Raw genomic sequence first — 17,125 nt, forward strand, 5'->3', positions numbered from 1 at the left:
ATGACGAAGAAGCAGTTTGAGAATTTTAAGACAGTCTTGTTGAACGTTCTTGTGTTAACGAGTTTATTTCTCACCTGGCAAATTTGGACGTTTGAACCTGAATATGAAAAAGAAGCAGCACCTACTGAAGCGAGTCCAGTGGGCATACAGGATGTAAATATCAGTGATGTGGTGAAACCAAATCAGCTTGTTTACCATATTGATAATCAGCATTTTACTTCTTTCAATTTCAATACGATTAACGATTTTTATACCAACTTTATTTCAGGTGTGAAAATCAAATCCTTCACAGTTGAGAATGATATGGAGGATTTAGAAGGAGTAGGGAATAGTGTTGAACTTATTTTCCCTACCTTACTTTCAAATGATGTATTGAAGAAATTAGTGAGTATATCAAAAGACGATATTCCCCTTTCAACATTTGATCGGATTATCATTCCTTCCATTGCTTCTGGTAAAAATAATGAGATCGTTTTTCTCAACACATCGAGTCAGGTTGGCATGCGTGCTACGATTGAGGCATCGAGTGAAATGAAAGAATGGTATGCAAACGTCTTTTCCTCTTTTGATATAGCTAGTAATGATGCGAAAGAAATGGAGATGGCTCGTGCAAAAGAACTTCAAGTATCTAAGAAATCACCGATTTTTTATTTGCCGATTCAAGGTCAAACGATTGCTTCATTCGGTGGGAGTACAGATGAATTAGCCAATGAAGTCGATTTTAAAGAAGCGCTTTTTCCTGAACAAGATACGGTTGAAAAAAACTCTTTTAACAACATTTCAGATCTTTATACGGATGGAAGTCGTGATTTAACGTTTAACTATGATAATGAATATATGATCTTTAAGAATCCGCCATCTACGACAAGCCAATTTGTCGCAAACGAATCACCTATATTAGATGCGTATGGGTTTATTAACAAGCATTTTGGCTTTCGGATCACTGATTTAAACGATGATAAATATATTCTAAGTGAATGGGTCAGATCTTCTAAGAACAACACGGACCAAATCTCTTTCCGTCTTTATACAGAAGGTTACCCTGTGTATAGCTCTTCTACAGAAGATTTAGATGAAATAAATGTGACGTTAGAAAATAATGATGTTAGCACGTACAAACGGATGTTGAAAATCATCCAGTATACGAAACAAATGAGTGAACGTCAGCTACCAGGTTATGATGACGTTCTGGCCTTACTAGAAGAAGGAAGCTTTAAAACAAGTGAGATACAAAACATGACAATTGGTTATACAATTGATCGTTCAGCAAATCAGACATATGATTTTTCGCTGATTCCCCAATGGTTTGTTAAATTGAATGGTACCTGGACGCCGTTGCAATCTATTAGCAATGAACAGGGAGGGTAAGAAGTTGGATTGGAATAGAACGAAAACGATATTAATCTTAACCTTCCTAGTCTTTAATATCTTTCTGGCAAGTGATCTATTTAAAAAGCAAACGGAATTAAGTGAAATCGAACAACAAAAACAGGTAACGATTGAAGACCAGCTGAAAAATTTAAACGTCACATACGAAAAAAACCTTCCTGTTCAATCTGAGAAAATGTCTTTTATAAGCGGAGACGTTCATAAATTTACTGAGAAAGAAGAAAAAACTTTAGAAGAAGGTACAAGCCAGGATATTACGCTTGATGAAGAAAAGTTAGTTTCTACACTAAAAAAACCTTTTCCAATAAGTGATCCAAAAGTAGGTTCTGCTTACTCGATTTTTCTCGAAACATATGTTTACGAAGGCGGGAAATATCAATATTACGGGCCTGCCGAGAATAACCCTAATATCGTTTATTTTGTGGAAACGTTTGAGGATCGACCTATATATAGTCAAGAATCAGGCATGTTGATTGTAACTCTTGAGGACGATAAGGTTGTTTCCTATACGCAAACTTATTTAAGTCTGCAGAAAATCGGCAAAGAACGTAAAATTGATCCTGCTTCTGAAACGATTGGATTACTATTAAACCAACAAGATATCGGTTTGAATGATAAAGTCGAAGATATGTCGATTGGTTACTATACAACTGTTGAAAATGAAGATGAGCGGGATACGTTCGTCTTTGTTCCAACGTGGCACGTTGTCGTTTCAAACAAAAAGACGGATGATCCAGTTGATAATTATTATGTAAATGCCATTGAAAAAACGGTGTTTAGCGAGCCAGAAGAAAACACGGAAAATGGACAGGATGAGAAGGATACCGATCAGCCTGACCCTTCAAAGCCGGAGTCGGTAACAAGCGATAAGTAGGAGAGGAATGTTCTATGTCTCTTGAATTTAGTGTGCTTGCGAGTGGAAGCACGGGGAATGCCATTTATGTTGGTACAGAGAAGCACAAGCTTCTAGTCGATGCCGGATTAAGTGGAAAAAAACTTGAAGAATTGTTCGCAAAAGCCCATCTCGATCCAAAGGATCTGGATGGGTTGCTTGTGACGCACGAGCATAGCGATCACATTAAAGGTCTTGGAATATTTGCAAGACGGTACAAGCTCCCAATCTATGCCAATGCCAAAACGTGGGAAGCGATGACAGGGTTAATTGGCGAAATACCTGTTGAACAGAAATTTCAATTTGATATGGATACGGTAAAAACGTTTGACGACCTTGATGTGGAGTCTTTTGGTGTCTCACACGATGCGGCAGAACCGATGTTTTATGCCTTCCATCATGAAGGAAAAAAGCTCAGTATCGCAACGGATCTTGGTTATGTAAGTGATCGAATTAAAGGAACAATTCGCAATTCAGATATGCTCGTATTTGAGTCCAATCATGATATTAATATGCTAATGATGGGGCGGTATCCATGGAACGTCAAGCGACGCATTCTAGGAGATATGGGGCATGTGTCTAATGAAGATGCCGGTGCAGCCCTTTCTGACATCATTGGTGATCAGACAAAGCGTATTTATTTAGCCCATTTAAGTAAAGATAATAACATGAAAGACCTTGCAAGACTTTCTGTCCAACAAACCCTTGAACAAAATGGATTTGCAGTTGGGGAACAACTATCCTTATATGATACTGATCCTGCATCCCCCACTTTAGTAACAAAACTATAAAGTTTCGCAGAGGGTTTATAGAAAAGAAATGTCTTGAACGGTCTCCTTTTTTAATTGAAAGGATGGGTGAACACTTTGGGCTATTATGATGGTGAAGAAAACAATCAACCAAAACGGCAGAAAGGAAATCGAGGCGGCGCCTTTATGGCAGGATTATTTGGTGCGGTCCTCGGTGCCCTGCTTATTCTATTTACTGTTCCTGCTCTATCAGATGTAGGCGTTCTGCCTGATATTGAACCTCATCAAGAGGAAGAAGCGGATTCTCAGGCACAACAGCAATCGATTACGAAGGATATTAGTATCGATGTGACAAATGACATTACATCAGCTGTTGCGAATGTAGGAGAGGCCGTAGTAGGAGTCATTAATTTGCAGAAAACAGATTTTTGGGCTGAAGATTATGGAGAAGCCGGAGCGGGCTCAGGCGTGATTTACAAAAAAGAGGGCAAAGATGCTTTCGTTGTAACGAATAATCATGTAGTCGAAGGTGCAGGACAGCTAGAAGTGAGTTTAAACGCTGAAAAACGCGTTTCAGCAGAGCTCGTAGGCACTGACCCTCTAATGGACCTTGCAGTGCTTAAAATCCCTTCTGAGGCCGTTAAAATGGTTGCTGAGTTTGGAGACTCCGATAAGTTAAAACCAGGTGAGCCAGCGATTGCAATTGGTAACCCGTTAGGTTTCTTAGAAGGAACGGTTACCCAAGGGATCATAAGCAATCCAGAGCGCTCTTTTCCGGTCGATACCGATCAGAATGGCACGATTGATTGGAATGCTGACGTAATTCAAACAGATGCCTCCATTAATCCTGGAAATAGCGGCGGTGCATTAATTAACATTTCGGGTCAACTTGTCGGAATTAATTCCATGAAGATTGCTCAATCAAGCGTAGAAGGTATCGGCTTCTCTATTCCGATTAACATTGCAGAACCAATTATTAACGACCTTGAATCATATGGTGAAGTGAGAAGACCTCAAATTGGAATTGGAACAAAATCATTATCTGAAATTCCAACTTACCATTGGAGTGAATCGCTTAAGCTACCTGCAAAGATCGATTATGGTGTTGTCGTGATGAGCGTCTTCCCTACATCGTCTGGAGAGATTGCGGGTCTTAAAGAATTAGATGTGATTACTGCAATGGATGGGAAAAAGATTAAGAATTCCATTGATCTTCGTAAGTTTCTTTACACTAAGAAAGAAATTGGCGATCGTGTGAAATTAACTATATACCGTGAAGGGACAAAGCAAGAGGTTGAAGTAACACTTGCTGAGCAGCAACATTCGTAAACCAGCGCAGGGGAGGAGACTCTCCTGTTTGCTTTTGAAGAAATAATGGAGAACAAACATGAAAGGAACGGTAGGATGAAAATCTTTTGTTGTGACGAACACGTTGAATTGGCTTTGGATGTCGCTGTTGATGAAACAGGGCAGTTTCCGGTTTTAGAAAGAGTCGAAAAAGCTTCAGAAAAGTTGTCCACAGAATGTGAGTATTGTAAAAATAACGCAACATATATGGTGTCGAACTAATATTCGGTCACGATATGTGGATGAAAAATGTGTATATGTGGATAAAATCTGTGGATAACCTGTTTATTTTCTGTGGACTTACAAAAACATACACAGGTGGGGATAAGTTTTGAATATCAGTATCGTAACGGTCGGGAAGTTGAAAGAGAAATATTTGAAACAGGGAATTGAAGAATACACAAAACGCTTAGGACCTTACGCCAAAATAGACGTCATTGAAGTGCCGGATGAAAAAGCACCAGAAAATTTAAGTGAAACGGAAATGACGCAGGTTAAGAAAGCGGAAGGTGAGCGCATTTTATCTAAAATTTCTGCTGATGCGCATGTTATTGCGCTTGCGATTAACGGAAAAATGAAAACATCTGAGCAACTCGCCCATGATCTTGATCAATTGGCGACGTACGGAAAAAGTAAAATGGCCTTTGTAATCGGGGGATCACTTGGTTTAAGTGACGAGGTTCTTCAACGAGCTAACGATACGCTTTCTTTTTCTAAAATGACGTTTCCTCATCAGTTAATGAGGCTGATTTTAGTGGAGCAGGTGTATCGTGCGTTTAAGATTAATCGAGGGGAACCGTATCATAAATAGAGCTAATTCATTTGGAAAAAACGTAAGACTAGCAAACTAATAGGAAACTATTACTTAGGGCGCGGATCATGGATGATCCGTGCCCTTTTCAATGGGACTGTTTGAGCGTGTCAATCTTACTCCGTTGTTTTTCATTATTCTTTTACTATTATTAAAGACAATTTGTGGGAAATTGCTATAATGAATCTTATAGGGAATATGTAATAACTTACATTTTGTATGACAGGAAAGGGGGACTAGCGAATGTCCGAAATGAACGAAAATCCGATAATGAGCGAAAAGGAATCAAAGATTAAGGTGGAGAGAAAAGAAGGAGAACCGACAGGCGCTTTTAAAGGGGCTAGTTGGGCTGCTTTACTGATTGGGGTAGCTGCGTATCTCATTGGCTTATTTAACGCCTCTATGGAGCTCAATGAGAAGGGATATTACTTTGCTGTATTGGTATTTGGACTTTATGCAGCTGTATCTCTGCAAAAAGCGGTTCGCGATAAGGAAGAGGATATCCCTGTTTCGGGCATCTACTATGGGCTCAGTTGGTTTGCTGTGATTGTAGCGATCGCTTTAATGGGCATCGGGCTTTATAATGCCGGAAGCATTATTCTAAGCGAAAAAGGATTTTACGGTATGTCGTTTGTTCTTAGTCTATTTGCAGCCATTACAATTCAGAAAAACATTCGCGATACCCAGGTGGCGAGAGATCGAGATAAATAAACGATGAAATTCACCTGTTTTTCGACTTTCGAAATGAAGTTCCACACAAAAGTGGTTTGAAATGATAAAGGCATTGGTAAAGTTAGTTGGTTACCAGTGTCTTTTTTTCACTCTCATAGGATAAAAAAAGAGAGAAAGCACGATTGGCTTTTCTCTCTAAAAATGAAATTTGTTATTTCGACAATGACTTAAGAAACCGTAAACCCATTCTGTTTCAACGCCTCTTTCTCCATAAACTCATCAATGAGGGCGCGTACTTCGTCAGTCGAGTCAGTACTCATCAGTTGATTTCGTAAATCACTTGCGCCTCTGAACCCTTTGACATAAATCTTAAAAAAGCGGCGAAGTGTTACGAACTGACGTGTTTCTAGTTCCGACGAATATTTATCATGTAGATCAAGCTGTAAACGAAGAAGGTCAAGCAATTCTTCACTCGTATGCTCTTTCTTCTCAGTTTCAAATGCAAATGGGTTGTGGAAAATGCCGCGGCCAATCATGACGCCATCCACACCATACTTCTCAACAAGCTCAAGACCCTTCTGTCGGTCAGGAATATCTCCGTTGATCGTTAGAAGTGTATCAGGAGCAACCTCATCACGAAGTTTTTTAATCTCCGGTATTAGTTCCCAATGAGCGTCAACATTGCTCATTTCCTTTTTTGTACGGAGATGGATGGAAAGGTTCGCAATATCCTGTTCCAGAAGGTGCTTCAGCCAGTGGCGCCATTCTTCAACTTCCGTGTAACCAAGACGCGTTTTGACACTAACAGGCAACCCTCCAGCTTTTGCTGCTTGGATGATATCTGCTGCGACATCAGGGCGACGAATCAGTCCACATCCCTTTCCTTTTGGAGCGACATTAGGAGCAGGACAGCCCATATTGATATCTATGCCTCGATAGCCCATCTTTGCCATACCGATGCTCATTTCTTTGAAGTATTCCGGCTTATCTCCCCAAATATGGGCTACGATTGGCTGCTCATCTTCTGTGAACGTCAAACGTCCGCGCAAGCTGTCTTTTCCTTTTGGATGACAGTAGCTTTCCGTATTCGCAAACTCTGTAAAATATACATCAGGACTCGCTGCAGCACTCACTACATGACGAAAAACGACATCCGTTACGGCTTCCATTGGAGCTAGAACAAAGAACGGTCGTGGCAGCTCATTCCAAAAATTATCTTTCATATCTATCTGAACCCTTTCCTTAAGGGAAGCTTATTCCCAAAATTAAAAAGTAAACTGTTTTTTAATCTATGATTTTATGAAATTCAACCAGTATATACTTTAATCGTATTGCACGAAAAGTGCAAGGGAACGAGTCAGCATATGTTGTGAATCATTCCAGTTAAAACCATTTCATGTATTAGTATACCCTTGTCTATAGTGGAAAAAGACTTAGTACTATTATAATACGGCGTGAAAATTAGTAAAAACGCATTAGATTCAACGATATTTTTTCTACAATTATAAATATTGCCTATGATAAGGTATAATTAGGGAAGAACCTGTTGTGTATCTAAGTGTCGCCTTGCTTTTTTGTAAGTTGAGCATGAGCGCGTATTCTTTTTATTACAAATAAATGAGACAAGGAAGGGTATCATGAGCAAGAATCAAAGTAAAGATGTTATCTTAATTGGTGCTGGAGTCATGAGTGCAACTTTGGGATCTTTATTAAAAGAATTAGCACCTGAATGGAATGTAAAAGTGTTTGAGAAACTTGGAAGTGCAGGAGAAGAAAGCTCGAACGAATGGAATAATGCAGGGACAGGCCATTCTGCTCTATGTGAACTAAACTATACGTCTGAAAAAGCAGACGGCTCAATCGATATTAGCAAGGCGGTTAAAATTAACGAACAATTCCAGCTTTCTAAACAATTCTGGTCTTATTTCGTTAACAAAGGACTCATTAAAAAGCCACAGGACTTTATTCGTCCGATTCCTCATATGAGTCTTGTATTTGGAGAAGACAATGTGAAGTTCCTTAAAAAACGATTGGAAGCGTTATCAGGAAATCCATTATTCCATGGTATGGAACTTTCTGAGGATCCTGAAAAGCTTAAGGAATGGATTCCACTTATTATGGAAGGCCGTACATCTGATGAATCGATTGCTGCCACTAAAATTGACACAGGTACAGACGTTAATTTCGGTGCGTTAACTCGTCTTATGTTTGAACACTTAGAAAATGAAGACGTAGACGTGCAGTATGAGCATAGCGTAGAGGATATTAAGCGTACGAAAGAAGGCACTTGGGAAGTAAAAGTAAAAGATATGGCTAACGATAATCTAGAATATCATACGGCAGATTTTGTGTTTATTGGAGGAGGCGGCGGTAGTCTTCCATTACTCCAAAAAACCGGTATTCCCGAATCAAAACAAATTGGGGGCTTCCCAGTAAGCGGTCTCTTTATGGTTTGCAACAACCCTGACGTGATCGAACAGCATCACGGAAAGGTATACGGTAAAGCAAAAGTGGGGGCACCGCCAATGTCCGTCCCTCACCTTGATACAAGGTATATTAATAACAAAAAGAGCTTACTCTTTGGACCATTTGCAGGGTTTTCTCCGAAATTTCTTAAAACCGGTTCAAATATGGATCTCATTAGTTCTGTAAAGCCGAATAATGTATTAACGATGATGGCTGCTGGTGTGAAGGAAATGGGATTAACCAAATACTTGGTCCAACAAGTGATGTTATCAGAGGATAAGCGCATGGAAGAACTGCGTGAATTTATTCCGACTGCTCAAAAGGAAGACTGGGACATTGTCGTGGCCGGTCAGCGAGTACAGGTTATTAAGGATACGGAAGAGCAGGGGAAAGGAACGCTTCAATTTGGTACGGAAGTCGTTACCTCATCTGACGGCTCCATTGCTGCTTTACTTGGGGCTTCTCCGGGAGCCTCCACTGCTGTACACGTTATGCTTGAGGTATTTGATCGATGCTTCCCAGAGTACCTAGAAGAATGGGAACCAAAGATAAAAGAAATGATTCCATCTCATGGATATGCACTTGAGAAGAATCCTGAGCTATTTAAAGAAATCGATCATAAAATTTCCCAAACTTTAGGTCTTCAAGAAGGAGAGCCTGTGTACAGCTAGTCTAGATCAATATGATAAAACAGGTAGCGGTAAAGTACCGCTACCTGTTTTATTTTGGAATAATTTGAGCCCCCTTTTAATACATTCAGTTAGAGTAAAACCAGAATGTAGAGGGGGATTTCAATTGGAAGGAAATATGAACACAGCTCCTCATCCTGAGACTGAGAAAAGCAATGGGCTTGGCGTAGCTTCAATGGTTTTAGGAATAATCGGTCTCGTCCTTTTTTGGATTCCGATCCTTCCTTATCCATTTGCCATTTTAGCTATTATATTTGGAGCAATTGGTAGAAAAAACACGTCTAAGAAAGGATTTGCGATATCTGGACTTGTCACTGGCATTGTTTCCCTAATTTTGAACACATGGGTCTGGATAAGTATCGCCTTTTTTATATAGGCCATTTCGATTAACAAGACTGTTTTTAAGCAGTCTTGTTTTTTGTGCAGAGGAGAAGGAAGGAATATTAAAAGATTAGTAGAGAAGGATAAAATTAATGTATACAAATAATGTGTACATGATTACAAATTTGTTTACTTGTAATCATTATTCGTATTCATGTATACAAATGCGTACACTTGTTGATTTATAGGGATGTGTACAAATAAGTACACTAGTATACAATAAATGTTTACTTGTATACGTAATTGTGTACAAGTAAACGAAAATGTAAACTAGATAGAATGACTCATTGACTTCATTTGAAAATTTCTATAAATTTTAAAGTAATAGTAGAAATACTAGATTTTAAATATGAAAGGATGGATTATTTTTATGAGTAATTCAAGAATTGCAGCAGTCGATGTAGGTAACGACTCACTAAAAGGAATCTATGGAAAAATCGAATCTGACCTATACATACCAAACGTCATTGCAAGAGATATAGAAGACCGACCTGTAATTGGAATTGAAGAGCTAGACACGAAAGATCCGCTTGATGGTATTCATATTCGCGTTCACTCCCCTGCTCTTAAAGATAACAATGCCATCTACCGAGTTGGTAATCTAGCAACAAAGAGTGACAATCCGACTGAATTAGACCCAGGAAGTGCAAAGTCAGAGGAAGACCAAACGCTAGTTATGCTGTTTGCTTCTCTCGCTTTGGATGCAGTTAACCCAAAGAACTCAGCGAATTTCAAAAACCAAAACGGTGTGATCGATGCTAATTACACGCTTGGAACAGGTCTTCCACTTCGTGAAGTAAAAGAAGGAAAAGATGTTGGTTATCGTTCAAGGCTTCTTGGTTCTGTTCACCAGGTAGAATTTCTTGTAACACCGAAATATCAGGGTAAGAAAGTTAACATTAAATTTGATGAAGTAAAAGTTTATCCTGAAGGATTTGCTGCTTACATTAACCTTGTAATGGACAGCGATCTAAATATCATTAATAAAGACTTGATCGACAAGCGCATCTTAATACAAGACATCGGTGGTCTTTCTACCGATATCGCGGTTATTAAAAACCGAAACGTTGATGATGATAAGGCACAGGGCTTTAACCTAGGGGTTGCTGAGTCACTTGAAGCGATTCGTGAAGAAATTCGCTCAAAGCACGGCGTGGAACTGGATAGCCGCCGTGATGTAGTTGATATTATTACGAAGAAGAACGATCGTAATCACATTATGGTGCGCGGAAGTCGTACAAGTGTTCATGATATTACAGATCGTATTCTTTTGGAACTTGCGAAGAAACAATATCGTCACCTTCGTAACGTTTGGCAGAAGAACTCTCAATCTGAAATCTGCTACTTTGTTGGTGGCGGTTCAATTGTTTTGAAAGATTACTTAAAAACGTTAAATAATAACCTTGATGGGTACAACATTGACTTCTTTGAAGATGAGAAAGAAAGCATCTGGATGATGTCTAATGCTTATTACAAGCTGATCTCTGACTTTACTCGTAAAAATAGTAAACCTCAGCACCAGGAAAAGAAAGAAGAAAAGCACAAGGTCAAAAACTAGTAGGGTGATTTGATGAAAAAGGCGGGGATGACGGGGATACAGAGAGGACAGGCGATCACCTTTCGCCTTCCCTCTGATACACCTGATCATATTCTAAAGCAGCTACAGAAGTTAAAAGAAGAAGAGAGACGAAACTTCTCTAGCCGAATTGCAGAATATGTTCTTGATGGCGTCACACAAACGATTAGACGCGATAATGATGCGATTACTGTGCCTTTGCCTAAGGGATTGAGCAAAGCTCAAAGAGATTGGTTAAAGCATGAGCATTCAGAAGCGCTTTTGGGGAATATCGTTTACCAAATTTTATCAGATCCTGTGCGCGCTACATCTCTTCTAGCATCCTTTAACAGTAATTCAATCGACATCGATCAGGCGCTCTATTTGCAGGAAGAGAGAGTCGGACAGACAGAAGTAGTGGAACCTGTTGAAGCTTTACCAACGATGTCTGATGATGACTTGATGAATTTTGATTGGGAGCAGGCGAAACAAGAGCAAAGCTCAGCAGTTGAAGAAGAGGAAGAAGAAAGCGTAGATGATTTGCTTGGTGGATTTCTTGATAAAATGAATAAATAAGTGAAAGGCAGCGGAGATCCGCTGCCTTTTTTTGTGATTAATCTATGGAAATGATCCCGCTATCTCCTTGAGGGATATTTCCCGACTTTTTAACTTTTAATGTTTGCAAATTGGTGAAGATCACAGGGGTGGCAAGAGATGGAACCCCACGTCTAACGCTACTTAAATCGACTGTTAACAAGTGATCACCTTTCTTTATTGTCTCGCCTTCTTTCACGTGGGTCGTAAACCCTTCACCTTTTAATGTAACCGTATCAATGCCAACATGAATTAAAATTTCAACGCCGCTATCTGATTTAATACCGATTGCATGCTTTGTCGGAAATACGCTCATCACTTCACCGTTAACCGGGGATACAAATTGACCATCTTCTGGAAGGATGGCAAAACCATCTCCCATCATCCCCTTAGAAAACACCTCATCAGGCACTTCTTTTAGGGGAATGATTTTTCCTTTAACAGGCATAATAAATGCTTGATCATCGAGTGTTTTTGTAAGATTTATCGATGTTTTTAAGCGATCTGTAGAAGGATTTGAACGCGTGCCACGCATCGCATCGGCTACAAATTCAACATCTGTTCCAACAATGATCTGTAGGTTACGATTATTTACTTTCACAACGCCCCGTGCACCATAGCGTTTCAATTCAGCCTCATCCACTTTGGACATATCATTCATCTGTAAACGCAGTCTCGTAGTACAGTTATCAATCGAAGAAATGTTATCAATCCCGCCTATGCTTCGAATAAAGTGACCAGCCATCACATCATATTTATCACCCTCTGAATGAGAAGGCGTTTGTACGTTCATATCTTCATCTTCTCGTCCAGGTGTTTTCAAATTAAGTTTTTTGATTAAGAAGTAGAAAATAACAAAATATAAAACCCCGTAAATTAAACCGATAACAAGAAGTAATCCCGCTTTTTGTGCCAGTCCATAATTCAGGAAAAAGTCAATGGCGCCAGCAGAGAAGCCAAAGCCATGGTGAATGTCCAGCACGTAAGCGAGAACCATGGAACTAGCTGTTAAAAGAGCATGAATTCCATATAATAAAGGAGATAAGAACATAAAGGCAAATTCAATTGGCTCCGTAATTCCTGTTAAAAAAGAAGCAAATGCAATCCCAATTAACATCCCGCTAACTTCAGCTCTTCTCTCTTTTTTCGCGGCAGCGATCATAGCAAAGCATGCTGCAGGGAGACCGAACATCATAATCGGGAAGAAGCCAGCCATGAAAATTCCGGCAGAAGGATCTTCGGCAAAGAATCGATTAAGATCTCCTGTTGCACCGTTATACTCTCCGAAGACGAACCATAGAAAACTATTTAAAACGTGGTGTAGGCCGAACGGAATAAGAAGTCTATTTAAGAACCCGAATACGCCGACTCCCAGTGCGCCTGCCCCGATAATCCATTCGCCGAGAGCGTTGATTGCATCTTGAATGGGCGGCCATACAAAACCGAAAATACCGGCTAACAAGATCATAGCCGTAGCTGTTACAATTGGAACAAAGCGCCTTCCACCAAAAAATCCAAGCCATGTTGGCAGTTTGATATCGTGGAAGCGATTGTAAAGTAATCCGGCCACGACACCGGAGAGGATTCCTCCTAAAATCGCCATGTTTATATTTTTGTCAATCGCTAATGTCCCCTGTGTAAGTACCAGATAGCCGATCGCGCCTGCTAAACCAGCAGCCCCATTACTATCTTTTGAAAATCCGATCGCAACCCCAATAGCAAAAATAAGGGCTAGATTATCAAATATCGCTTTTCCTGCTGCAGCTACAAAGGGTAAGTCAAAGAAATCAGGATGTCCTAACCTTAACAGTAAGGCGGCAGCCGGTAGTACGGCGATAGGCAGCATTAACGACTTACCGATACGCTGTAAAGCTCCGAGCATAAACGTTCAACCCCTTTCATTATTTGAAAACGTTTTATTATCCTGTTCATCATAACAGCACAAAATATAGTTGTCTATACCAATAAAGGGATTTTAAAGAGATCCGTCCCTTTTACTGGTATAGACAACTGTACTAAATAGTGATACCATTCTATTAATAGAACGATGAGGAGTGTTTGGTTGTGACTGAGACAAGTTTCGTTATCGATCAAGTAACAGTGTTTAGCGAACGAGAAACAATAGAGAACGGGTACCTTAAAGTGAAGAACGGCATCATTACTGAAATTGGGTCGGCAAAGCAACGTAAAGAAATTGATGGTGAAAAAGTTTATACGTTTCCTGAAAAAGTCTCTCTCCTTCCAGGTATGATTGATGTTCATATACACGGGGTAAACGGAGCAGATACGATGGATGCAACAACAGAAGCGCTTGATACGATGACGAAAGCACTTCCTCACGAAGGCACAACAAGCTTTCTTGCGACTACCATTACTCAGGAAGCCAAAGCGATTGAACGTGCTCTACAGAACGCTGGGGAGTATATAGAGAAAAAGCAAAAGGCCGGTCATGCTGAAGTGCTTGGCATACATTTAGAAGGACCGTTTCTAAACAGTGAACGAGCCGGGGCACAACCACTGCATGCGATGCAGCGTCCTAATCACCTTGTGTTTGAATCGTGGAATAAACTTGCTAATGAAAAGATTAAGCTTGTGACACTTGCTCCTGAAAAAGATGGCGGTATGGAGCTTGTTCATTATTTAGCAAAAAGAGGGATTATTGCTTCAATTGGTCATTCTGATGCAACTTATGAGCAGGTGATGGAAGCAGTATCCAATGGTGCAACTCATATTACACACCTCTATAATGGCATGCGAGGTCTGCATCATCGAGAGCCCGGTGTGGCAGGAGCTGCATTATTACTCGATCAATTAAAAACAGAAGTCATTGCCGATGGTTTTCATGTTCGACCAGAGATGATTCAATTAGCTTATCAGCAAAAAACGGCATCAGGGATGATTTTAATCACGGATGCCATGCGTGCAAAATGCCTTAAAAATGGCCGTTATGACTTAGGCGGGCAAGAGGTTCAAGTGAAAGATGGCAAAGCTCTTTTGAAGAATGGGACTTTGGCGGGAAGTGTGTTGAAGATGAAAGACGCGCTTAGGAATATTCAATTTTATACGAAGTGTTCCCTTGAAAGCGCCGTTAAAATGGCTTCTGAAAATCCTGCCAAACAGCTTGGGGTTTTTGATCGAAAGGGTAGTCTTGCCGTTGGAAAAGATGCAGACCTATTCTTACGATCTGAAGAGGGAGAAGTAGTGATGACATTTTGTAAGGGGCACATGGCATATTCGAATGAAGGGGGGCTGGGAGAATGAGAATTATCCAAGCAAATGATTATGATCATTTGAGCGAATTAGCCGCGAATTATCTCATTGATAAGATTCAAACAAATCCGGCAATTGTGCTCGGCCTTGCCACCGGGGGAACACCTCTTGGGACATATAAACGACTGATCAAGGACCATGAATTATACGGAACCACATATAAAAACGTCACCACGTATAATCTGGATGAATATGTAGGTTTTTTACCAGAAAATCCGAATAGTTATCATGCTTTTATGTATGACAATTTATTCGAAAAAGTAGATATTTCTACTGAAAATGTTCATCTCCCTAATGGAAGTGCTGTTGATCTCGTAGAAGAATGTAAAGACTATGAAGCACGTATTGAGGGAGCAGGGGGGATCGATGTTCAGCTTCTAGGTATGGGAAGCAATGGTCACATTGGATTCAATGAGCCGGGCACATCATTTCAATCAACGACGCAAATTGTTGAGCTGGCACCGTCTACCAGAGAAGCCAACGCACGTTTTTTTGGTGATATTCGCGAAGTCCCAAATCAAGCCATTACAATGGGGATTGCCACTATTATGAAGAGCAAAGAAATCTTGTTACTCGTATCAGGAGAATCAAAAAACGAAGCGATGAGAAAATTGGTGGAAGGCGAAGTTGATGAATCCTTTCCTGCATCGGTATTAAACAACCATTCACATGTTACAATTATTGCGGATAAAAAAGCGTTGTCTGGCGTAACCTTGCGCTGAAAGGAGTTTGTTCCGATGATTGATAAAACGTCACCATTACCGATTTACTATCAGTTAGTCGAGTGGATAAAAGGGTTAATTGAACGTGGTGAATTAAAACCAGGAGATTCATTACCGTCAGAGAGAGAGTATGCAGAGCGATTTAGTATTAGTCGGATGACAGTGAGGCAGGCCATTACAGAGCTTGTGAACGGTGGGTACCTTTATCGCCAAAAAGGCGTTGGGACATTCGTAGCTGAGAAAAAAATTGAGCAGCAACTAATGGGGTTAACAAGCTTTACTGAAGATATGAAATCACGTGGCATGGAGCCAAGCAGCAAACTGGTGGGGTTCGAAATTGTTCCTGCTCCTTCGTATATTTCGCATCAGCTAAACATAATGGAGCATGCCCCTGTATACGAAATTAAGCGTATTAGATTAGCGGATGGCATTCCAATGGCGCTTGAAAAGACGTATCTATCTGCGAATTTAGTGAAAGGGCTGACCGAAGAAACGGTCCAACATTCGTTGTATCATTACATTGAAAATCAGCTCTCGATCAAGATTGAAGAGGCGACTCAGGTGCTGGAGTCGTCTGTAGCGACGCAGCAAGAAGCAGAATACCTCAACATTCAAAAAGGTGCACCGATCTTACTTATTCAGCGAAATACGAGACTTGCAGATGACACACCGCTTGAAGTGGTGAAGTCTTCATATCGAGCCGATCGCTATAAATTTATGATTACACTTAAGCGTTAAGGGAGGGGACCGCTTGTTTAATGAATATTTTCATAAAATTAAAACAGCTCTTCAATTGATTGAAGAGGAAGAAACACAATCGATTGAACGAGCAGCTAGCGCTGTTGCGACGACGATTGAAAATGGGAAAATCGTTCATGTCTTTGGCTGTGGCCACTCTCATATGATGGCAGAAGAAGTTTTCTATCGGGCAGGAGGTCTCGTCCCCATTCGTCCAATTTTTATCGAAGACCTCATGCTACACAGGGGTGGCGTACGTTCTTCTGCTCTAGAAAGAACCAATGGTCTAGCTGCAGATTTTATGAGTAGTCAAGACATTCAACAAGGTGACGTGGTCATCGTTGTCTCGACGTCTGGTCGCAACCCCGTTCCGATTGACGTTGCCCTTCTTAGCAAAGAAAAAGGGGCTTTTGTAGTTGGATTGACATCGCGAAATGCTGCAATTGGACAAGCATCCAGGCATCATACAGGAAATTACTTGTATGAAACGGTGGATCTTGCAATAAATCACCACGTGGCGCCAGGAGATGCAGCGATGCAGGATCCAGAGAGCCAACTTTCTTTTGGTTCAACATCTACTGTTCTTGGAATGGCCATTATGAACGGCATTACAGTAGCGGCCATTCAGAAGCTTATTGATCGTGGAATTCATCCTCCTGTATTTAAAAGTGGAAATGTAGATGGTTCAGACGAGTGGAATCAAGCATTGATTGCGAAATATAAGTCGCGCATTCCCCTTCTTGAAAGTGATCATAGCTAAAAAGCTCCCCACTATGGAGAGCTTTTTTTCATGAAGTTGACTTCATTTTTTCATTATCTGTAGGGGGCTGTTGTTACTGATCAAATCATT

17 protein-coding genes are annotated in these 17,125 nt (G+C 40.4%); 15 read left to right on the top strand and 2 right to left on the bottom strand.

Annotated elements, in window-relative coordinates; all coding sequences use genetic code 11:
• From PQ511_RS20775 to yiaA, 7 genes are all read left to right on the top strand, one after another.
• Complete coding sequence (locus PQ511_RS20775; protein WP_273853916.1) at positions 1-1,368, top strand: YycH family regulatory protein; 1,368 nt, start codon at positions 1-3, stop codon at positions 1,366-1,368.
• A 4-nt stretch (positions 1,369-1,372) separates the two neighbouring features.
• Positions 1,373-2,263 carry a two-component system regulatory protein YycI gene (locus tag PQ511_RS20780; protein ID WP_273853884.1) on the top strand — a complete coding sequence of 297 codons (891 nt, stop codon included), beginning with the start codon at positions 1,373-1,375 and terminating at the stop codon, positions 2,261-2,263.
• A gap of 14 nt (positions 2,264-2,277) precedes the next feature.
• Positions 2,278-3,072, top strand: coding sequence for an MBL fold metallo-hydrolase (locus PQ511_RS20785; protein WP_273853885.1), 795 nt, complete (start codon positions 2,278-2,280; stop codon positions 3,070-3,072).
• Between the two features lie 75 nt (positions 3,073-3,147).
• Entirely contained in the window at positions 3,148-4,359 is a 1,212-nt protein-coding gene (locus PQ511_RS20790; RefSeq protein WP_273853886.1) for a S1C family serine protease, read from the top strand.
• A gap of 75 nt (positions 4,360-4,434) precedes the next feature.
• Positions 4,435-4,599 (top strand): CxxH/CxxC protein, encoded by a 165-nt coding sequence (locus tag PQ511_RS20795; protein ID WP_273853887.1) that lies wholly within the window; start codon positions 4,435-4,437, stop codon positions 4,597-4,599.
• A 109-nt stretch (positions 4,600-4,708) separates the two neighbouring features.
• The gene (rlmH, locus tag PQ511_RS20800; RefSeq protein WP_273853888.1) at positions 4,709-5,188 is read left to right on the top strand and encodes a 23S rRNA (pseudouridine(1915)-N(3))-methyltransferase RlmH; all 480 of its coding nucleotides are present in this window, start codon (positions 4,709-4,711) and stop codon (positions 5,186-5,188) included.
• A 243-nt stretch (positions 5,189-5,431) separates the two neighbouring features.
• On the top strand, positions 5,432-5,899 hold the full coding sequence (gene yiaA, locus PQ511_RS20805; protein WP_273853889.1) for an inner membrane protein YiaA: 468 nt from the start codon (positions 5,432-5,434) through the stop codon (positions 5,897-5,899).
• A gap of 188 nt (positions 5,900-6,087) precedes the next feature.
• Here the strand turns inward: yiaA and PQ511_RS20810 are convergent, their stop codons facing one another.
• Positions 6,088-7,083: a tRNA dihydrouridine synthase gene (locus tag PQ511_RS20810; protein WP_273853890.1), complete on the bottom strand. Its 996-nt coding sequence runs from the start codon at positions 7,081-7,083 to the stop codon at positions 6,088-6,090.
• Between the two features lie 390 nt (positions 7,084-7,473).
• Between PQ511_RS20810 and mqo the strand changes: the two genes are divergently transcribed.
• The 4 genes from mqo to PQ511_RS20830 all read left to right on the top strand — a co-directional run bounded on the left by mqo (position 7,474) and on the right by PQ511_RS20830 (position 11,527).
• A complete protein-coding gene (gene mqo / locus PQ511_RS20815) occupies positions 7,474-8,997 on the top strand; it encodes a malate dehydrogenase (quinone) (RefSeq protein WP_273853917.1) in 1,524 nt (507 codons plus the stop codon).
• 124 nt (positions 8,998-9,121) lie between these two features.
• Positions 9,122-9,391 (top strand): DUF4190 domain-containing protein, encoded by a 270-nt coding sequence (locus PQ511_RS20820; RefSeq protein ID WP_273853891.1) that lies wholly within the window; start codon positions 9,122-9,124, stop codon positions 9,389-9,391.
• Positions 9,392-9,766: 375 nt separating this feature from the next.
• Positions 9,767-10,954, top strand: a complete 1,188-nt coding sequence (locus tag PQ511_RS20825) for a ParM/StbA family protein (protein ID WP_273853892.1) — start codon at positions 9,767-9,769, stop codon at positions 10,952-10,954.
• Between the two features lie 12 nt (positions 10,955-10,966).
• Positions 10,967-11,527 (top strand): hypothetical protein, encoded by a 561-nt coding sequence (locus PQ511_RS20830; protein WP_273853893.1) that lies wholly within the window; start codon positions 10,967-10,969, stop codon positions 11,525-11,527.
• A 37-nt stretch (positions 11,528-11,564) separates the two neighbouring features.
• On the opposite strand, the gene nagE is transcribed toward PQ511_RS20830, so the two are convergent.
• Positions 11,565-13,427, bottom strand: a complete 1,863-nt coding sequence (gene nagE, locus PQ511_RS20835; RefSeq protein ID WP_273853894.1) for an N-acetylglucosamine-specific PTS transporter subunit IIBC — start codon at positions 13,425-13,427, stop codon at positions 11,565-11,567.
• A 176-nt stretch (positions 13,428-13,603) separates the two neighbouring features.
• On the opposite strand from nagE, the gene nagA reads away from it, so the two are divergent.
• Genes nagA through PQ511_RS20855 form a run of 4 tightly spaced genes read left to right on the top strand, consistent with a single transcriptional unit; the run spans position 13,604 to position 17,035 of the window.
• On the top strand, positions 13,604-14,806 hold the full coding sequence (gene nagA, locus PQ511_RS20840) for an N-acetylglucosamine-6-phosphate deacetylase (RefSeq protein ID WP_420541744.1): 1,203 nt from the start codon (positions 13,604-13,606) through the stop codon (positions 14,804-14,806).
• Complete coding sequence (gene nagB / locus PQ511_RS20845) at positions 14,803-15,537, top strand: glucosamine-6-phosphate deaminase (protein WP_273853896.1); 735 nt, start codon at positions 14,803-14,805, stop codon at positions 15,535-15,537. Before nagA ends, nagB begins: the two co-directional genes overlap by 4 nt.
• A 15-nt stretch (positions 15,538-15,552) precedes the next feature.
• Positions 15,553-16,275 (top strand): GntR family transcriptional regulator, encoded by a 723-nt coding sequence (locus tag PQ511_RS20850; RefSeq protein WP_273853897.1) that lies wholly within the window; start codon positions 15,553-15,555, stop codon positions 16,273-16,275.
• A 13-nt stretch (positions 16,276-16,288) separates the two neighbouring features.
• Entirely contained in the window at positions 16,289-17,035 is a 747-nt protein-coding gene (locus tag PQ511_RS20855; protein ID WP_273853898.1) for an SIS domain-containing protein, read from the top strand.
• Positions 17,036-17,125 lie beyond the last annotated feature (90 nt).

Origin of the sequence: Guptibacillus spartinae, from assembly GCF_028610625.1 — a bacterium.
GTDB classification, from domain to species: domain Bacteria; phylum Bacillota; class Bacilli; order Bacillales; family Guptibacillaceae; genus Guptibacillus; species Guptibacillus spartinae.